At 57.4% G+C, this 16,994-nt stretch carries 21 protein-coding genes; 7 read left to right on the top strand and 14 right to left on the bottom strand.

The window, feature by feature from the left end:
* Positions 1 to 15 precede the first annotated feature (15 nt).
* Positions 16 to 375 (top strand): hypothetical protein, encoded by a 360-nt coding sequence (locus AC1DFB_RS13880; protein ID WP_480437394.1) that lies wholly within the window; start codon positions 16 to 18, stop codon positions 373 to 375.
* A gap of 11 nt (positions 376 to 386) precedes the next feature.
* Here AC1DFB_RS13880 and AC1DFB_RS13885 read toward each other — a convergent pair whose 3' ends face one another.
* From AC1DFB_RS13885 to AC1DFB_RS13925, 9 genes are read right to left on the bottom strand one after another with little or no spacing between them, the layout of a single operon-like run.
* Positions 387 to 881 carry a flagellar basal body-associated FliL family protein gene (locus AC1DFB_RS13885; protein ID WP_170408681.1) on the bottom strand — a complete coding sequence of 165 codons (495 nt, stop codon included), beginning with the start codon at positions 879 to 881 and terminating at the stop codon, positions 387 to 389.
* 11 nt (positions 882 to 892) lie between these two features.
* Positions 893 to 1,624 carry a flagellar basal body L-ring protein FlgH gene (gene flgH, locus AC1DFB_RS13890; RefSeq protein ID WP_480922618.1) on the bottom strand — a complete coding sequence of 244 codons (732 nt, stop codon included), beginning with the start codon at positions 1,622 to 1,624 and terminating at the stop codon, positions 893 to 895.
* On the bottom strand, positions 1,624 to 2,037 hold the full coding sequence (gene flgA, locus AC1DFB_RS13895; RefSeq protein WP_480921499.1) for a flagellar basal body P-ring formation chaperone FlgA: 414 nt from the start codon (positions 2,035 to 2,037) through the stop codon (positions 1,624 to 1,626). Before flgA ends, flgH begins: the two co-directional genes overlap by 1 nt.
* Positions 2,037 to 2,822 (bottom strand): flagellar basal-body rod protein FlgG, encoded by a 786-nt coding sequence (flgG, locus tag AC1DFB_RS13900; RefSeq protein ID WP_170395277.1) that lies wholly within the window; start codon positions 2,820 to 2,822, stop codon positions 2,037 to 2,039. Before flgG ends, flgA begins: the two co-directional genes overlap by 1 nt.
* 21 nt (positions 2,823 to 2,843) lie before the next feature.
* Positions 2,844 to 3,554 (bottom strand): flagellar hook-basal body complex protein, encoded by a 711-nt coding sequence (locus AC1DFB_RS13905; protein WP_170423319.1) that lies wholly within the window; start codon positions 3,552 to 3,554, stop codon positions 2,844 to 2,846.
* The gene (locus AC1DFB_RS13910) at positions 3,554 to 3,826 is read right to left on the bottom strand and encodes a flagellar biosynthetic protein FliQ (RefSeq protein WP_170395271.1); all 273 of its coding nucleotides are present in this window, start codon (positions 3,824 to 3,826) and stop codon (positions 3,554 to 3,556) included. The genes AC1DFB_RS13905 and AC1DFB_RS13910 overlap by 1 nt, the downstream gene beginning before the upstream one ends.
* 3 nt (positions 3,827 to 3,829) lie before the next feature.
* A complete protein-coding gene (fliE, locus tag AC1DFB_RS13915; RefSeq protein ID WP_170408685.1) occupies positions 3,830 to 4,120 on the bottom strand; it encodes a flagellar hook-basal body complex protein FliE in 291 nt (96 codons plus the stop codon).
* A 12-nt stretch (positions 4,121 to 4,132) separates the two neighbouring features.
* Positions 4,133 to 4,519: a flagellar basal body rod protein FlgC gene (gene flgC, locus AC1DFB_RS13920; RefSeq protein WP_170395265.1), complete on the bottom strand. Its 387-nt coding sequence runs from the start codon at positions 4,517 to 4,519 to the stop codon at positions 4,133 to 4,135.
* Between the two features lie 11 nt (positions 4,520 to 4,530).
* Positions 4,531 to 4,917 carry a FlgB family protein gene (locus tag AC1DFB_RS13925; RefSeq protein ID WP_170567490.1) on the bottom strand — a complete coding sequence of 129 codons (387 nt, stop codon included), beginning with the start codon at positions 4,915 to 4,917 and terminating at the stop codon, positions 4,531 to 4,533.
* A 107-nt stretch (positions 4,918 to 5,024) separates the two neighbouring features.
* Between AC1DFB_RS13925 and AC1DFB_RS13930 the strand changes: the two genes are divergently transcribed.
* The 6 genes from AC1DFB_RS13930 to AC1DFB_RS13955 all read left to right on the top strand — a co-directional run bounded on the left by AC1DFB_RS13930 (position 5,025) and on the right by AC1DFB_RS13955 (position 12,253).
* A complete protein-coding gene (locus AC1DFB_RS13930) occupies positions 5,025 to 6,350 on the top strand; it encodes a FliI/YscN family ATPase (RefSeq protein WP_480922619.1) in 1,326 nt (441 codons plus the stop codon).
* Positions 6,351 to 6,433: 83 nt separating this feature from the next.
* On the top strand, positions 6,434 to 7,273 hold the full coding sequence (locus AC1DFB_RS13935; RefSeq protein ID WP_170636512.1) for a flagellar motor protein MotB: 840 nt from the start codon (positions 6,434 to 6,436) through the stop codon (positions 7,271 to 7,273).
* Between the two features lie 98 nt (positions 7,274 to 7,371).
* A complete protein-coding gene (locus tag AC1DFB_RS13940; RefSeq protein WP_480921500.1) occupies positions 7,372 to 8,667 on the top strand; it encodes a flagellar hook protein FlgE in 1,296 nt (431 codons plus the stop codon).
* A 33-nt stretch (positions 8,668 to 8,700) separates the two neighbouring features.
* Entirely contained in the window at positions 8,701 to 10,152 is a 1,452-nt protein-coding gene (flgK, locus tag AC1DFB_RS13945; protein ID WP_480921501.1) for a flagellar hook-associated protein FlgK, read from the top strand.
* A 2-nt stretch (positions 10,153 to 10,154) separates the two neighbouring features.
* A complete protein-coding gene (locus AC1DFB_RS13950) occupies positions 10,155 to 11,162 on the top strand; it encodes a flagellin (protein WP_480921502.1) in 1,008 nt (335 codons plus the stop codon).
* Positions 11,159 to 12,253 (top strand): flagellar basal body P-ring protein FlgI, encoded by a 1,095-nt coding sequence (locus AC1DFB_RS13955; RefSeq protein WP_170597146.1) that lies wholly within the window; start codon positions 11,159 to 11,161, stop codon positions 12,251 to 12,253. Before AC1DFB_RS13950 ends, AC1DFB_RS13955 begins: the two co-directional genes overlap by 4 nt.
* Before the next feature lie 38 nt (positions 12,254 to 12,291).
* Here the strand turns inward: AC1DFB_RS13955 and AC1DFB_RS13960 are convergent, their stop codons facing one another.
* The 5 genes from AC1DFB_RS13960 to AC1DFB_RS13980 form a co-directional block, all read right to left on the bottom strand.
* On the bottom strand, positions 12,292 to 12,936 hold the full coding sequence (locus tag AC1DFB_RS13960) for a DUF1523 family protein (RefSeq protein ID WP_170395244.1): 645 nt from the start codon (positions 12,934 to 12,936) through the stop codon (positions 12,292 to 12,294).
* A gap of 10 nt (positions 12,937 to 12,946) precedes the next feature.
* A complete protein-coding gene (locus AC1DFB_RS13965) occupies positions 12,947 to 13,213 on the bottom strand; it encodes a hypothetical protein (protein ID WP_480921503.1) in 267 nt (88 codons plus the stop codon).
* A gap of 1 nt (position 13,214) precedes the next feature.
* Positions 13,215 to 14,552 (bottom strand): DUF6638 family protein, encoded by a 1,338-nt coding sequence (locus AC1DFB_RS13970; protein WP_480921504.1) that lies wholly within the window; start codon positions 14,550 to 14,552, stop codon positions 13,215 to 13,217.
* Between the two features lie 148 nt (positions 14,553 to 14,700).
* A complete protein-coding gene (locus tag AC1DFB_RS13975; protein ID WP_170408696.1) occupies positions 14,701 to 15,033 on the bottom strand; it encodes a hypothetical protein in 333 nt (110 codons plus the stop codon).
* Positions 15,030 to 16,961, bottom strand: coding sequence for an AAA family ATPase (locus AC1DFB_RS13980; protein WP_480921505.1), 1,932 nt, complete (start codon positions 16,959 to 16,961; stop codon positions 15,030 to 15,032). Before AC1DFB_RS13980 ends, AC1DFB_RS13975 begins: the two co-directional genes overlap by 4 nt.
* Positions 16,962 to 16,994: the final 33 nt, after the last annotated feature.

The following is a 16,994-nucleotide window of genomic DNA, read 5'->3' on the forward strand; positions in this document are numbered from 1 at the left end:
CGCATGGACAACCTTTTGACCGTCGCCGAAGCTGTTTATCAACGGGAACACCAAAAATTGCACCCTTTGTTGCAGCGCGAAGCCCAGTTGCTTCAGCAATTGACGCGTCTGGATTCTCAATTAGCCGAAGTAAAATCGACGAGTTCACAGTCGGATGGCTATCAGGTCACCGGCGCAGACCTGTTGTGGCACGGCTGGGAATCTTTGACACGGCGCAACCTGAACACCGAGTTGGCGCGCCTGCGATCACAAAAGCTTGCGGCAATGGAAGAATTGCGTGGGGCATTTGGGCGCAAACTGGCCGTTGCCGATCTGTCGCGCCGCCTGCAAGAACACAAGCGACGCGTGCGACAATCTAAGGCTCAGGAATCGTAACCGGAACCCGTTCAGGTATCCTGTCGGCTGACACTCATGATCAGAACTTGCGAGACATCTTCGCCCAGATCCTTTCTCGCAACCTCCAGCAACGCATTGCGCAATGCCGTCAGGTTGTCTGACCGCGTGAATGCGCCGTCGAACCCGCCGATATTGGCGTGGTCAAACAGAACTTGCAGAAACCGGTCCCTTAATTTTGGCTCGATCTCATAAAACGCTTCGGCAATCCCCGGCCTCACCTCAAGGCTGAGGGACATGGTGACGAGCGCCGATATCTCGTCCTCGGAAACCACGGGGACCACGAACTGTTTGGTGAGTTTCAGATACTCATGTGTTTCTGATTGATCATCTTTGCCGGGCTTAGTTTTGTTTTTCTTGTCTTCATTGGGTTTTTGCCCAGCCTCCGCAAGATCTTCAGCTTCCCCGGAAGGGGACAATAGGATCCGGGCGCCCGCACCGGCAGCCAGGCCGAAAACCAGAAAAACGATCGGTAGTAGTTTTCCCATCAGCGCGGCCCTCAGAAAGGTAGCAAGGTATCAAGTATCTGTTGTCCATAGCGTGGTTGCTGCACATCCGTGATCTGCCCGCGGCCACCATAAGACACCCGCGCTGACGCGATCTTGTCATAAGTGATTTCATTCTGGCGCGAGATATCTTCGGGGCGGACATAGCCCGAGACCAGCAGTTCCCGAAGTTCGAAATTCACCCGCAGTTCTTGCGATCCAGAAATCGAAAGCACACCGTTTGGCAACACGTCGACGACCGTTGCCGCCACGCGCAAGGTCAATTTTTCTTTGCGTCTGACCGATCCCTTGCCTTTGCTGACCGAAGCCGAGTCAATTGAAACGGCATCATCAAGTGAGGCCCCTTCAGGTAGTCGTTCACCTGCGCGCTGAGGAAGGCCGAAGAGTTCCGGCACCGCAAGACTTTCTGACCCAGCCCGCGACCGGTTGGTGTCGTTGGATATTTCGGCCTTTTCATCCAGCTCGATCACGACTGTCAGAATATCCCCTTTTTTCATCGCCCGTTGATCACCAAGCAAGGAATGCTGACCGCCACTCCACAAAGATGACTGATCAACGGTTCGCTGAGGCTGGCTGTGCAAAGGTAGTCCGGGCCACAGCATCGCAACATGCTCAGGCGATTCCGTGTTTGGTGTCAGGCTGGGCGGCTTGCCAAGGTGGTCCAATCGTCCACACGCCGCAACACTCAGAACGACAAATAGCAGGGGTTTCGAAAGGCTCGGCATCATTTAACCTCAACTTGTCCATCGGGACGGATTACGCCCGTTACTGTTGTGCGAGACGCCAGATTCATGACACGGATACGCTCGCCTGCTGCGCCCCGCCCCAACGCGCGGCCTTCGGCAGTGATCGATAGCGCGACGTGATCGAACACCAGCGTCACCAGATCGTTTCGGTCCACGATCGCAGGCGGACCGACATCGGCAGGGCGGATTGGCTGACCTGGATAAAGCGCAACACGTGCCTCCTGACCGATAAGATCCTCTGGCCTACGAACCGCCCCATTGACCTCAGAGGTTTTTACTTCGAGGTCGGATGAGACAATGACCTCTTTGGCGCGGATCGTGCGGGTCGGCACAACGATCTCGGCCAAGCTTGGCATCGGCGTCAGGCATAGTATGAGGGTTAACAGACGCATCACCGCACCTGCGTGGTCGCGCCCATCATCTGGTCGACGGCGGAAATAACTTTGGCGTTCATTTCATAGCCACGCTGCGCTTCGATCAGTTCCGTGACCTCGCGCACCGCATCGACTGAGCTGTCCTCAAGATAGCCCTGCCGCAATGTGCCCAGCCCATCTTCGCCCGGGGTGCCGACAACCGGAGCGCCCGAGGCTTCGGTTTCCTTGAAGAGGTTGCTACCAATCGCCTCAAGACCCTTGGCGTTCGAGAAGCTGGCCAGCGTAAACTCGCCCAGCAACTGCCCCTCGGCCGTATCATCGAAATAGGCATAGACCTCACCCGCCGCATTGATTGAGATCGATCTGGCATCGTCTGGAATGGTAATTTCAGGGGCAACGGCAAAGCCATCAGAAGTTACGATCAGACCTTCGGCCGAACGTTTCAGGCTTCCGTCTCGGGTAAAGGCGGATTGGCCATTCGGCATGGTGACTTCAAGGTAACCTCGCCCTTCAATGGCGACATCCAGATCACTGCCCGTTGCCGAGAGCCCACCCTGTTCCAGCTGTACGGTGACGGCGGCAGGGCGCACGCCCAACCCCAGCTGAATACCTGTCGGAAGGACCGTTCCATCCGAGGCATTGACCGCCCCGGCGCGCGCCATCTGTTGATAGTGCAGATCGGCAAACTCGGCCCGGCGGGTGTTGTAGCCGGTTGTATTCATATTCGCGAGGTTGTTTGAAATTGTCTCAACCCGCATCTGCTGTGCGGTCATGCCCGTAGCCGCGATCTTCAATGCTCGCATGTCGTATTCTCCTTCCGGTAATCAGCGCATCAATGCCTTAAGCGCCCCGCGAACCCGTTCGTCTTCGGCCTCAAGAAAACTCTGCCCGAGCTCGTAGGCCCGCTGAATTTCAATCATCCGGGTCACCTGACCAATGGCATTGACATTCGATCCTTCGAGGAACCGATGCAGCACGACCGGCTCGTCCACCGGGTCCACCTGCCCGCCTGCACGAAAATGTGTGCTTCCTTCGCGCACCAGGTTTTCGGGATCGGCGACGTTGTAGACACCGATCTGGCTCAGAAGTTGTCCATCGACGCTCATCGTGCCGTCGCTGCCAACATCGATCGTTGCGGCGTCGGGCGGGACAAAGACCGGCGCGCCATTGCTGTCCAGAACCCGGTGCCCGTCCATCGTCACCAGATCGCCCTCAGCATTGGGTGAGAAACTGCCGGAACGCGTCAGGCGGTTCCCTGCGGGCGTTTCGATCATAAAGAACCCGTCCCCTTCGATGGCAAAGTCGAAGGACCCGCCTGTCTCGGTCAGCACACCTTGTTGAAGAGAAGTGTTTCGAACCTGCGCACGGCTGAGCGATAGTGAAGGATTGCCCGGCATATCCCGGACGAATTCGGAGAACACCAACCCCTGCTGACGATACCCGGTCGTGTTGGCATTGGCGATATTGTTGGCCACCATTCGCATCTCATCCATGAGACCGGATTGGCGGGACAAGGTGACATAAGCGGTGTCCATTAGCGACCTCCGGCAATAAGCGGGACCAATGTCCCGGTAAAAAACGTAACAAGGGTCTGGGTCATGAAGCCCATCGACATCCAGAACACGACCACGATTGCAATCAGCTTAGGCACGAAGGTCAGGGTCATCTCCTGAACCGAGGTCAGCGCCTGAAACAAACCAACTGTAAGGCCCGAGATCAGCGCCACCGCCAGGATCGGAACCGACGTGATGACTGCAACCCAAAGCGCCTGGCGCACGATGTCGTAGAACAGACCTTCGCTCAGCATCGTTCAGACCGGCATCCGCAAGATTTCCTGATAGGCTTCAACGACTTTGTTCCGAACAATCACAGCCGTTTCCACTGCCAACTCTGTCTGCGCCAGCGCCTGAACCAAAGCGTGCGGGTCGGCCTGCCCAACCATCGAAGATTGCGTGACTTGCTCGCTTTGTTTCAGCGTCGCCACGAAATCCTGAAACGAGGATCGCAGCCCTTGCGCTGTCCCCTGATGTTCGGGGGCGGCCTGCGTTGCAGGGCGCGCGCCCGTATAATTCTGCGCGGCGGTAAGTGAGCGAACATCCATTCTGGTATTCCTTTATTTACGGAGTAGATCCATCAGACTCGATGACATCTGCCGGGTCTGGTCGAACATCTTGAGGTTGGCTTCATAGCTGCGCTGCGCCTCTCGGGCGTCTGCGATTTCGATCATCAGATCGACGTTTGATCCTCTGTAATGGCCAGTCTCATCAGCCATAGGGTGGCCAGGATCATAAATTCGGCTCAGGTCGCGACGATCGAGTTTGACGCGCCCCGCCTGGACCATCTCTTTTCCGTCCCGTTCGACTGTCTCAAACGGGACTGTCTTACGCCGGTATCCGGGCGTATCGGCGTTCGAGATGTTCTCGGACACATGACGCAACCGCGCTGCTTGCGCACGCAGTGCGCTAGCCGACGCGTCCAACGAGTAGGAAAAATCGCTCATCGTGAAACCCCCTATGCCCGGCCCAGACTCGTGCGCAGCACACCGATTGAAGACTTGTAGATCGCTAATGCCCGGTCATGTTGTCGCTTGACCTCGACAGCTTTCAGCATCTCTTCTTCCAATGAAACACCATTGCCATTCGGATCGCTCGAAGCCGCGACCGTGAATTCAGCCCAAGGCTGAGCGCGCACATCACCATTCAGATGACCCGTCCGAGTCGCGGTCATCGCGACCTCTCGGCTCGTGTTTTCAAACGCTGTCTGGAAGGCTTCAATATCGCGGGGCTTGTATCCCGGCGTATCCGCGTTGGCCATGTTGCGCGCAACAACCGCTTGCCGTTGTCCGGCATGGGTTGCCATTGCGTACGCAGTCTTAAAGACGTTCAGGTCATTGAACATCGGGGCTTCTCCCTCGATCAATTTCAATCAAGGCTTAACCCCGATTCCTTTAGAAACCGTTTTCAACAAATCTATTTGGAGGACCTGCGATGGCCGATCTCGATCCGATGCGTCTGAAATGCGAATTCGATAGGATGTCGGCGGTACACCATATCGGGCGTGTGACCGGTGTTGCGCGCGGCGTGGTTGAAATCGATGGTCTGACCGCCCAAGCCCGGATCGGGGATCATCTGACGCTGCGCCGACAAAAAGGCCCGGACCTGCCGGGCGAGGTCCTGCATGTCGAATCAGGCGCGATCCATATGCTGCCAGCCTCCGCACCCGATGGCGTAAGCCTGGGGGATCAGGTCTCTCTCGACCAGATGCCTGCCTTTGCGCCCGGAATGCATTGGCTTGGGCGGGTGATCGATCCGTTTGGCAAACCTCTGGACGGCAAGCCCCTACTGCCTGGCACGCTTGAACGTGACCTTATACAGGCCCCGCCAACCGCGGTATCGCGCAAGCCGCTGGGTGGTCGTATGGAAACCGGGTTGGCCATCCTCAACACGATGCTGCCCATTGTCCAGGGTCAGCGAATCGGCCTGTTCGCTGGTTCAGGCGTTGGCAAATCGACACTTCTGGCGACGCTTGCCCGCTCAGTCCAGGCGGATGCGGTGGTCGTTACATTAGTGGGCGAACGCGGGCGCGAAGTGAATGAGTTTGTCGAGAACGCCCTGGGTGCCGAAGGTCTGAAACGATCCGTCGTCGTGGCCGCAACCTCGGATCAATCGGCCCTGATACGCAGACGGTGCGCATGGTCGGCCATGTCGGTGGCGGAATACCTGCGGGATCAAGGGTTAAACGTTCTGTTTCTGGCCGATTCAGTTACCCGCTTTGCCGAAGCGCACCGCGAGATTGCTGCCGCAATGGGTGAGGCCCCATCGCTACGTGGCTACCCGCCATCGGTCACGCCGCTGATTGCAAACCTGTGCGAACGGGCGGGTCCCGGAACTGCCGATCAAGGTGACATCACCGCAGTCTTCAGTGTTCTTGTCGCGGGTTCTGACATGGACGAGCCCATTGCGGACATTCTGCGCGGCGTCTTGGACGGACATGTCGTGCTGAGCCGGGACATCGCCGAACGCGGGCGCTTCCCGGCCATTGACCTCAGCCGATCCGTATCACGCAGCCTACCAGGTGCGGCGACCGCAGATGAGAACCAGTTGATTACAGAAACCCGCAAGCTGGTCGGCAGTTATGAGCAATCTGAGGTGATGATCAAAGCCGGTCTCTATGCCGAAGGAACAGATCCTTTGTTGGATCGCGCCGTCCGGGTCCACGAAGAGCTAGATAGCTTTTTTGCGAAGGCCGATCCCGATGGTATCGAAAACAGCTTTAATCGATTATCTCTGATTTTAAGGCGCGCTGGTGTAAACCCGGTGTCGCAGTCTTAGAATTCAGAACAGTTTTAAGTGTTAAGACCACCTTAACACCTGCCCTGCTAGGCCAGTAAGCGGGTGAATAGAAGGTGGTGGAGATGGGTGCGCAATCCAATGCGGCGCCAATCATCATCAAGAAGAAACGTGTATCGGGTGGCGATGCTCACCACGGTGGTGCGTGGAAGGTCGCGTATGCGGACTTTGTCACTGCCATGATGGCGTTCTTCATGTTGATGTGGCTGCTGAATGCAACGACCGAGACGCAACGCAAGGGTCTGGCGGATTATTTTTCGCCCACGATTCCGGTCAATCCGGTCTCGGGCGGCGGCGATGGTGCCTTCGGCGGTGACAACATGTTTTCGGAAAAAACCATGGTTATGGATGGATCAGGTGCCAGCAATCGGAACCCCACCGAGGCGAAACAGGCGCGCGGATCAACCGGCGTGGATGCGAAAGGCGGCGGTAAGGGTGCGTTCGAAGATTTCTCGTCGCTCGAGGCGCAGTTGTTGGGGCGCGCTGGGGAAAGCCTTGTGTCCGATAAGATGCGCAAGCACATCGTGACCCGCGTCACCGACGAAGGGCTGGTGGTCGAGCTGTTCGCCACTGAGGATCAACCGTTGTTCGAATCGGGGACAGACACGCCAACCCAAATGATGCGCGCGCTGGCACTTTTGGTAGCGCGGTCTTCTGATCTGGTGACAAACGCAATCGCGGTAGAAGGGCATGTGCGGTCTGCGCCCGTCGTGTTGGCGAATAACCCGGTCTGGGATCTGTCGACCGCGCGGGCGCAAAGCACCCGCCAACTGCTGCAGAACAAAGGCATCCAGCCACAGCGGTTGGACCGCGTGACTGGGCACGCGGACCGAGAGCTTTCGGATAAAAACCCCATGGCGATACGCAATAATCGGATTGAGATCATCTTTTTACGCAACCCTTAAGGGGTAAAGGATAGACAGCATTTTAGCTGTTAGCCGGCTGTTAAGGGCCAGTGCGGTACGTGTTGCATCAACGAATGACGCAACAAAAGGGCGTACCGATGACCATATCCTCTTCGCTGAATGCCGGTGTGGCAGCGTTGAAGGCCAACGCCAACAGGCTGGCCGCGATCTCTGACAACATCGCCAATTCATCGACATTTGGCTATAAAAGGGTCGAGACCGACTTTCACTCCATGGTCACATCTGGTCAGGGCGGCAGCTATTCGGCAGGCGGGGTCAGAACCACCAGCCAACGCCTGATAGATCAGCGCGGATCGCTGGTAACCACCAACAATTCAACCGATCTGGCCGTGCGCGGCAGAGGCATGCTGCCTGTCCGTCCCAGTTCGCAGATCGCGTCAGGTTCAAATGAGATGCTGCTGACCACGACAGGCTCATTCCGCACCAATGAGGAGGGGTATCTTGTCACACAATCCGGCCTTGTACTTCTTGGCTGGCGTGCCAATCCAGATGGCTCGATCCCCAGCGTCCCGAGGGATACGCCCGCCGCTCTGGAACCCATTCAGCTAAGCGTTAATCAACTTTCGGGCGCCCCCACAACATCCATGAACCTGCGGATGAACCTGCCTGCAACAGCGACTGACGCCGGTGCTCCGGGTGACACGCAGCCCTTGTCGGTCGAGTATTTTGACAATTTGGGCAAGTCTGAAAGCGTCGATATCGAATTGGTCCCCACCGTTCCTGCAACCGGCAGCAGCAATGAATGGACCATGACATTGCGCGATTCAGCCTCGGGCGGCGCTGTCATCGGAGAATATACCCTGACCTTCACCGATAGCCGTACAGCCGGTGGTACACTAGCCAGCGTCACCGCCGTGACCGGCGGTGCCTATGACCCGGCAAACGGCAGCGTTGTCGTCAACGTCGCCGGCGGACCAATGGAGATCAACATCGGCCAGATCGGCGATGCGGACGGCATTACACAGCTTTCCGATACCTTTGCTCCGGTTTCGATCACACGCGATGGTTCGGCCGTTGGCACGATGACAAGCGTACAGGTTGATGAGAACGGCTATGTCTATGCTTTCTATGATACTGGGGTCAGTCGCCGGATGTTCCAGATTCCACTGGCCGATGTGCCGAATCCAAACGGCCTGACGGCGTTGGACAGTCAGACCTATGCCCCCTCGCGCGACAGCGGCACCTTTTTCTTATGGAACGCGGGTGAAGGTCCGACAGGCGATCTCGTGTCTTTCGCACGCGAGGAATCGACCACCGATGTCGCCACCGAGTTGACCTCAATGATCCAGACCCAGCGGGCCTACTCCTCAAGCGCCAAGGTCATTCAGACTGTGGATGAGATGCTACAGGAAACCACCAATATCAAACGCTGATCTGATGATTGATCAACAAAAGGGATGCGTCCGATGAATATGTCGACAGCACTGAACAACGCTCTGGGCGGGCTGAGCGCAGCCAGCCGTGGTGCGGCAGTGGTTTCAGGAAACATCGCCAACGCGTTGACCCCGGGATATGCCCGCAGATCGCTTGAACTGGCGACCAGCACAGTTTCCGGTAATGGCGTTCGTGTCGTTGGTATCACTCGGCACCAGGATCCGGTACTGATCGCAAACCGCCGTGCGACCGATGCAGACCTGATGGCAGCCAAAACCGTGGCGCAATTTCATTCAGGTTACGAGAAACTGTTGGGGGCAGCCGACGATGCCACTTCGATCTCGGCCAGACTGGCCCAATTCGAAAGCAGCCTGATTACAGCTGCAAGCCTGCCCGGCTCTGCCCAACGGTTGGATCAGGCCGCCCGTGCAGGCGGTACATTGAGCACAGCGCTCAATACAGCGTCCGAAGGGGTGCGGCAAATGCGATCCGATGCGGATCGCACGATAGGCAAACAGGTCGATACGCTGAATCAGACTCTGAAAGACATCGAGAAACTGAATGCTCGTATCCCCGCTGTCCGCAATTCGGGCGGTGATATTGGCGCGCTGTTGGATCATCGTCAGATTCTGGTCGATCAAGTCAACGAGTTGGTGCCTGTCAACGCGATCGCGCGCGATAATGATCAGATTTCCCTTTATTCCGATGGCGGGTTGATCCTGCTGGAAGGAACCGCGGCCGAGTTTTCGTTCTCGACCACAGGCGATACCATGCCGTATATGACCGTTGGCAACGGGTTGTTGTCCGGGCTCGAGATCAACGGCCGACCCGTTCGCGTGAGCGGAGAGTTCGCCCAAATCCGAGGCGGCGCATTGATGGCCCAGTTCTCGGTCCGCGACGAACTGACCGTCGAAGCGCAAGCCGATCTGGACGCCGTCGCCCGCGACCTGATCGAGCGCTTTGAAACCACCGGGTTGGACCCGACCGCTGCCGCGACCGATCCGGGCGTCTTCACGGATAACGGCAGCCGCTTTGATCCGGTTTCTGAAACCGGTCTTGCGTCGCGCATCTCACTAAATGTTGTGGTCGACCCGGATGCAGGGGGTGACAGCTGGAGATTACGCGCGGGTCTGGGGGCATTGACCCCCGGTGCGCCGGGTGATGCCAGCCAGTTGCAAGCTTTTGGGGCCGTTCTGACCGACTCGCGCCCGGCCCCCAGCGTGGGGTTTGGGACAGGCACGATGCGCGCGGCGGAGATCGCCGAGGCGTTGCTTTCCAAAGCCGGGGCAAACGCACACACAGCTGACCAGCGCAGCAGTTTTGCAGCAAACGCGCAGCTGGAGATGCAAAAAATCGTCGCGGAGCAAGGTGTTGACAGTGACGCGGAACTGCAGCGCTTGATTCAGATCGAGCAGGCCTATGCCGCAAACGCACGCATCGTCGCTGTCGTGGATGAACTGATGGATACCCTGTTGAGGTTATGAACATGACACTGAATTCGATCGGGGATCTGGCCCGCGGTCTTACCCTCAGAACTCGCAGCGCCGAGATCAAATCACAAATCGAAACACTGTCGTATGAGATGTCCACCGGCAAGGTGCAGGATATCTCGGGCCGTCTGGGTGGTGATTACTCGCATCTACTGGATCTAGATCGCAGCCTGGAACGGTTGGACGCGCTTTCCATCGCAACCGCCGAGGCGCGGCTATTCACGGACGCAATGCAATTGAGCCTGACAACGCTAAGCGGCTCGGTCGCCGAGATGTCAGCGTCGCTGCTATCATTCGGCACGGCGAACCAGACCGTGACACATGAACAAGCATCGGTTCAGGCACGAAATGAGCTCGACACAATGATCTCAGCCCTGAATACGCGGGCGGGAGGGCGCAGCCTGTATTCTGGAACATCGACTGACGTCTCACCTCTGCCCTCCGCTGAAACATTATTGACAGCGCTGCAGGCCGAATTGATAGGGCTGACCTCCCTAACAGATATCCAACAGGCCGCTGAGGATTGGTTCAACGACCCCGCCGGATTTGATGCGGTGATATATCAAGGTGGCACAGACACCTTGGCTCCGATGCAGATTTCCGAGAACGAGCGGATCACGCTTCCGATCACTGCGACAGACCCCACGCTCAAGGACGCTTTGCGCGATGTTGCGGTTGCGGCTCTGGCCACAGATGATGCGCTTGGATGGACGGCTGATCTACGAACCGCATTGTTCACGCAGCTTGGTGTTGAGCTGGCCAATACACAGGATGCGACGGTCAATTTGCGCGCCCAGGTCGGCGCGGCAGAGGCGCGTGTAGAGCAAGCCGCAACGCGCAACGCCGCCGCAAGGACCAGCGCTGAGCATGCGCGCAATGCGTTGATCGCTGCAGATCCCTATGAGACTGCGGCACAGTTGCAAACCGTGCAGTTCCAACTGGAGAGTCTGTATTCCGTGACCGTTCGCAATGCCAACCTGTCACTGGTGAATTTCTTAAGATGAAGATACTCGCATTCCTTTTGATAGTCTTACCGTGCATTGCCAATGCCGGGGCTATACGCCTGAAAGATCTGGTGGATTTCGACGGTGTCCGCGGCAATGATCTGGTTGGCTACGGCCTTGTGGTTGGCCTGAATGGCACCGGCGACGGCTTGCGCAATTCTCCGTTCACCGAAGAGATTATGTCCAACATTCTCGAACGGCTGGGTGTAAACGTGAATGGCGAAGATTTTCGCCCCAAAAACGTCGCCGCCGTATTGGTCACCGCCACCCTTCCACCATTCGCGCGTGTCGGAGGTCAGATTGACGTTACTGTCTCTGCCATCGGAGATTCCAAAGGGCTTCTTGGGGGGACATTGATCATGACACCCCTGAATGCAGCGGATGGTCAGATTTATGCCGTGGCACAAGGGACAGTGCTTGCCGGAGGCGCTGCGGTTGAGGGCGATGCAGCGTCGGTTGTCAGTGGGGTGCCGACATCGGGTGTCATACCCGCGGGCGCGCGGGTGGAGCGTGAGATTGATTTTCAGCTTGCTGATTTGACTCAACTGAGACTGGCGCTGAGAGAACCGGATTTCACGACCGCAAGCCGCATTGAGGCCGCCATCAACAGGGAGTTCAACCGCGCCGTCGCACTCATGCGCGATTCCGGCACTGTGGAGTTAAGCGTCGAGGCGACGCGGGCCGTATCAACCGCGCATGCGATTGGACGTATTGAAAATATTCTGGTCGAACCCGAAAGCAAAGCCCGCGTCGTGGTGGATCAGAGATCCGGCACAATTGTCATGGGTCGGGACGTCAGGATTTCACGCGTGGCGGTATCGCAGGGCAACCTGACTCTCACCGTCGAGGAAGCCCCAATTGCCGTTCAGCCCAATCCGTTTGCGCGGGGTGAAACCGTCGTTGTTCCACGCACCTTTGCCGGGATCGAAGAGGAAGAAGGAACCGGGCTTGCAGAAATCCCCGAGGCGACCACTTTATCCGAAGTGGTCGCCGGTCTGAACGCCTTGGGCGTGTCGCCACGTGATATGATCGACATCCTGAAAACCATCAAAGCTGCCGGGGCACTTCATGCAGAGTTCATCGTGAGATGAGCAGTCAGACCACAGCGCACGCCTTTTGGCGTAGCACTTTACTTGGATTTCCAACTGTCCAGCCAGCGGCGAAAGCCCTTGCGCTTTTCATCTATTGCATCACCAGCGGCGTAAAGACCATCTTCCATGTTCTCCAAAACAGGATCGATCTTCTTTTGCCGAAACCGCCGCCATCGAACCCAGATGGCCCAAACCAGCGCAGCAAACACAGTCAGGAAGACAATATTGAACCACGGGATGATGCGGACATCCGGCCCCTCGACATGCCGGATGAAAATTGCGTTGGGAAAAATCGACATGAATTCATTCCGCCAGCCGTAGTGCGTTACGACCACCCAATCGGGGTTATCTTTGGTCGACTTGGCATCGTTGGCCTCGGTGTAAAGGTTCGCAGTGTCGAACTTGAAATAAGGCGGCCAGCCCCAACCGGTGTCTTCGTTGCGATAGACAATCGGCTTCCCGTTGGCGCGTACGGCCTGAATGAACTGTACATCGCGGTTTGACAGGCTGGTGGATTGGTCTTCAGGCTCGGACCAGAAGATTCGCGTCCAGTCCGTCAGGTCCTGACGTTCCTCATAGGTGTTGACGATCCGCACCACATCGTGCTGCGGTAGGGAATACTGCAAGATCACGGCGATCGTGCCCCAGAAGATGATAATGAACGCCCATTTCACATAGGCCATGCCTTAACCCTCACATGTAATTCACGATGTAGATCAGCGCGCCAATCGCCACCCAAGGTACAATATAGACACCCAAAATCAGTTTGCGCCGGAATGAGTTGTCGTAGACGTGCAAACCACGCGCAACAAACGCTTGTTTGTTACCGGTTTTGCCCTTTTCGTCCCACCACGTCTCCAACTTTCGCCGCCTAACTCCTCGCGAATAAAAGGACAGCGCGAAATAGGCAATCGTCTGGATCACCAGCAGGATCAGAAACAGGCGCATCGCTCCGAACATCTTAATCTCTCCTGACCGCGCCCCAAGGGCCGACCCGTGCGATCACTGTTTCGCTGACCCGGTCATTGCCTAACATATCCGGTTCATGACCAAATAAAGCCGCCCGCGCGCCTGCCTTGTCCACCTGATACTCGCGGGCAAGGAAGTCGGCAACATAGGCTTTCTTGGTCTCGGGCCAGGTCCTGTAAGTACTATAAAACAATTCCTTGTGGCAGATGAACATCTGCCGCGGATCCAGCGGAGCCAATTCGGTCAACAGCATATTCACCAGATCGCGGTTCGGCGTATCGGCTGCGCGCAATGTGTAGAAATAGGCGGGATGATCCGAGGTGATGCGTGGCCAGCGCCCACCATCTGTCGCCCAGCGCAACAGTTGTGCGAGGCCGTGGTACGCTTCGGGCAGGCGATCCGCGTGGTTGCGGGCCAGTCGTCGCATATCGCTGCGATCCAGCCCGCTCAGATCAACATCTGCGTCAGCAGCCGCAGCAATGGTCAGAAAGTCCATCTTCTGTTGTAAGATCGCTGCGGCATCCACGCCGCGCGCCTTAACGATAGGTTCAACCAGATCGTTGAAGTCGAGAAACTTTGCAATCTGGTTCCGCTGCGACGGGTCAAAAATGTATTTGATCGGCATATCGTCAGGCTTTTCGCCCATGCAAATCGCCGCCGGGTGATCCATAACCGGGAACAGGTAGAGCCCGCCAAAGTGTGCCGTCCAGAAGTTGCGCTGCTCGAAAGCGGTATGGCGCAGGCGCACCGGATTGCGCGTTACGTCGCCAGTTTCTTTGGCGGTTTCGATCATCTTGGCGATCAGCACATCGTCGAACCAAGCGTCCTCTTCGGTTTTGAAGCGTTCGACCATGCCCGCCAGTTGTTGCGCTTTGCGCAGAGTGCCGCCTGCGGTGTCGGCCTCGATCTCGATCTTGCGCAGGTTCAGCAGATCGCGGGGCGTGGTGAGTTTGATGACCGAGTTCACCAGCTCTCCGGCCACCGCATCGGTGGCGGTCAGGGCAAACAGCTGCGCCTCGTTCATCTCGATGAAGTCACGCAGGATATCGCGCGAGGTCGAGAATTTGACGTTCAGCAGGGGCGCGCGTTTCTGCTCGGTCGTCAGCAGGATGAACTGCCGGTTAACCCCGTTGGGGTTGAGGTAGAGCTCATCCTCCAGCTCAATCCCCACCTCCGGCGAATAGCCCGAGATATCGACATGGAAATCCGTTAACGCCGTAGTCTTGCCCGTCAGATGCTGCAGCGCGCGGTTATACCGCTTGACCAGAGCCGGGCTGGAGATGTGGATGAGATTGCCGAACATCAGGCCTTTTTCGATGAGGCGGATCATAACAATTGCCTTCCCGCGCAACGGTAGCGATGCGCCCGGCCTGAGGGTGGGTGCGGAACGCGCCCGCCCTGGGGGCCGGGTCGGGCGCGTCGCGGCTGCGCCGCGATATCACTCTCAAACAGAAACCTGTACTCCAAGAATTCGAAACTCATGCTCGCAGTCCTTTTGCAAATGCAAAAATGATCGCGAAACCAAGGGGTACTGCAATCAACCAGAACTGTAGCTGAAAATAGACCATTACATCTGCGGGATTTGCGTTGCCAACGTCCACGGCAAATCGGTCGACAAAAAAATCCATCAAAGTGTAGCTGGTAAGAATTGCCAGAACAGCGCAAACCGCGCCATATACGAAGAAAGGAAGAAAACATTTCTTTCCGCTTTCTTTAGCCGCACGAGATGTTCGATAGGCTCGGAACCCTATTGGAATAGCAACCACAGTGCTCAGTAGAAGAGGCAGACCTATAGCGATCAAATAATTCACCCCTTCCCCTCCAGATACCGCCGCTTGGCCTCTTCCATCCGACCCATCTCACGCACTGCGTTTTCGATGGCGACCTCGTCACTCTTGTCGGCATAGCGGAATTCGCTGTCGGCGTAGCGGTTGATCTCCTGGATTACCATTTCCACCGTGATCGGCTGGCGCAGGTCCTCGATCATAGCTTTCTTGCTGTCGTAGTCGCGGAACAGGAACAGGTCGGGGTTTTCCATCCACTCATCGGGCAGTTCGAAATCCATCGCGCGGACCTTGACCGCGTCGGTGATGTTCTTGATCGCGCGCCCGGTGAACCGCTCATCCGCCTGTTGGATCGCTTTGAGGTAGGTGCCCAGTTTGGCAATCGTGTCCATCTGGCCGATCTCGCCGGAGACGCGGTCAAAGACCTGCAGCAGGGCATCCTCATGCGGGCGGGCGTGGCTTTCGAAACTGGCGACGACGGCCTTTTTGATCTCCTGCGCGGCATAGGCGTCGTGTTCGCCCAGCGGAATGTCGTGGTTGCGGCCCATCAGCAGGTGCAGGATGTCGATGTAGTCCTCACGCGTTTGCGGACCGTCCACTAGGAACCGCGCGCCCGCCCGCTGGCGTAGGGCGTCGTCCACATTCTCTGGGTAGTTCGAGAACATGCCAAAGGTGCAGTTGCCGCGCACGACGGTGTTGGCCCCCGCAAAGCTCTCCATCAGAACGGCGGTGATTTCCAGTTGGCCCGCACTGGACTGCCGGTCGCCACGCTTGCCTGCCAGCTGGTCGATATCGTCGATGGTGCCGAAACCGATGACCGAGGGGTCGACGATCGTGTTGATAAAGGCCTTGGCGTTCTGGCCGGATTTACCCTGATAGCTGTCGATATTGTCGGTGCTAAGGTTCTGATAGCGGAACGGATAGCCTGCGTTCTGACAATAGTCGTTGATCAGCCCGGCCATCATCTGGATCAGAGTGGTCTTGCCGGTGCCCGGTTTGCCGTCGCCCATGAAGGTAAAGATGAACCCGCCAAGCTCAGCAAACGGGTTCAGACGGCGGTCGAAATCATAGGCCATCACCATCTTGGCCAGCTTCATCGCCTGATATTTGGCGATATGGTTGCCGACCACCTCGTTCGGTTTCTTGAACGTCATGGTCAGGGTGGTGGATTTGGCCTTTGATGCCGGTTCGAAGCCCCGGATGGTCAGATCATCTGCCTCGATATGCCAAGCGGCACTCTGGAACGGTGCTAGATGGCCTGCGGACTGGGCGCGTAGAGCGACCTTTTCCAACAGTTGCTCGGCATAAGCGCTGGTGGCCGCGATCAGGTGGGCATCATCGGGGGCGTGTTTGGCAAGGGTCTGGTCCAACTCCCACAGCGCGCCGTGCAAGGCGAGTTGGCCGTTGTCGGTCAGGACCTCTTCGATCTCACCGATATCGACAGTGGTCTCTCCCAGATGCGAGGAGATCAAGTACGCCAGCGCATTGCCGAAGGTGTGCGAGGTGATCAGAGCCTCGGCAGTCAGCAGTTCCGAGAATTCGGTCTTTCGCGCGGCGGGCAAATCGCCCGCAAGGTTCGCGCGTTTCAAGTCTGCCAACGGTGTCTGTTCGGCGTAGGCCTCGCTCACCGCCAGAGCGATGGCAACCGCACGGCGGATTGCCTGCTGCGTTGTGGCCTGCGGTGGCGAGACCAGCGCATCGCCATCATCCGAGGCTTCGATCCGTTCGACCAAATGCACCCCGTCTGCGCGCACTGTGCGCCGTGTCACCAAACCCGGCGTGGTGGATCGAAACCTCCGTCCGGTCGACACCCCCGGCGACCGTTCCGTCGACGTCTCCACCGCCTTGGCAATCCGCGGCGCGTGTTCGAACCCATTCAGCAAGGCGGTCGCTGCCGGGTAATGCTTGCGAATATCCGCCTCGCGCAATTCCATCTGATCTGACGTCAAACTCATCTCAAAAACCGCCCTTGATTCATCTTTTTCAAA

It is taken from the genome of Ruegeria sp. S84, assembly GCF_056583445.1.

Coding starts and splice junctions, on each gene's coding strand:
- AC1DFB_RS13885 (WP_170408681.1), bottom strand. CDS start 881: ATGGGAAAACTACTACCGATCGTTTTTCTGGTTTTCGGCCTGGCTGCC.
- flgH (WP_480922618.1), bottom strand. CDS start 1,624: ATGCCGAGCCTTTCGAAACCCCTGCTATTTGTCGTTCTGAGTGTTGCG.
- flgA (WP_480921499.1), bottom strand. CDS start 2,037: ATGCGTCTGTTAACCCTCATACTATGCCTGACGCCGATGCCAAGCTTG.
- flgG (WP_170395277.1), bottom strand. CDS start 2,822: ATGCGAGCATTGAAGATCGCGGCTACGGGCATGACCGCACAGCAGATG.
- AC1DFB_RS13905 (WP_170423319.1), bottom strand. CDS start 3,554: ATGGACACCGCTTATGTCACCTTGTCCCGCCAATCCGGTCTCATGGAT.
- AC1DFB_RS13910 (WP_170395271.1), bottom strand. CDS start 3,826: ATGCTGAGCGAAGGTCTGTTCTACGACATCGTGCGCCAGGCGCTTTGG.
- fliE (WP_170408685.1), bottom strand. CDS start 4,120: ATGGATGTTCGCTCACTTACCGCCGCGCAGAATTATACGGGCGCGCGC.
- flgC (WP_170395265.1), bottom strand. CDS start 4,519: ATGAGCGATTTTTCCTACTCGTTGGACGCGTCGGCTAGCGCACTGCGT.
- AC1DFB_RS13925 (WP_170567490.1), bottom strand. CDS start 4,917: ATGTTCAATGACCTGAACGTCTTTAAGACTGCGTACGCAATGGCAACC.
- AC1DFB_RS13930 (WP_480922619.1), top strand. CDS start 5,025: ATGCGTCTGAAATGCGAATTCGATAGGATGTCGGCGGTACACCATATC.
- AC1DFB_RS13935 (WP_170636512.1), top strand. CDS start 6,434: ATGGGTGCGCAATCCAATGCGGCGCCAATCATCATCAAGAAGAAACGT.
- AC1DFB_RS13940 (WP_480921500.1), top strand. CDS start 7,372: ATGACCATATCCTCTTCGCTGAATGCCGGTGTGGCAGCGTTGAAGGCC.
- flgK (WP_480921501.1), top strand. CDS start 8,701: ATGAATATGTCGACAGCACTGAACAACGCTCTGGGCGGGCTGAGCGCA.
- AC1DFB_RS13950 (WP_480921502.1), top strand. CDS start 10,155: ATGACACTGAATTCGATCGGGGATCTGGCCCGCGGTCTTACCCTCAGA.
- AC1DFB_RS13955 (WP_170597146.1), top strand. CDS start 11,159: ATGAAGATACTCGCATTCCTTTTGATAGTCTTACCGTGCATTGCCAAT.
- AC1DFB_RS13960 (WP_170395244.1), bottom strand. CDS start 12,936: ATGGCCTATGTGAAATGGGCGTTCATTATCATCTTCTGGGGCACGATC.
- AC1DFB_RS13965 (WP_480921503.1), bottom strand. CDS start 13,213: ATGTTCGGAGCGATGCGCCTGTTTCTGATCCTGCTGGTGATCCAGACG.
- AC1DFB_RS13970 (WP_480921504.1), bottom strand. CDS start 14,552: ATGATCCGCCTCATCGAAAAAGGCCTGATGTTCGGCAATCTCATCCAC.
- AC1DFB_RS13980 (WP_480921505.1), bottom strand. CDS start 16,961: ATGAGTTTGACGTCAGATCAGATGGAATTGCGCGAGGCGGATATTCGC.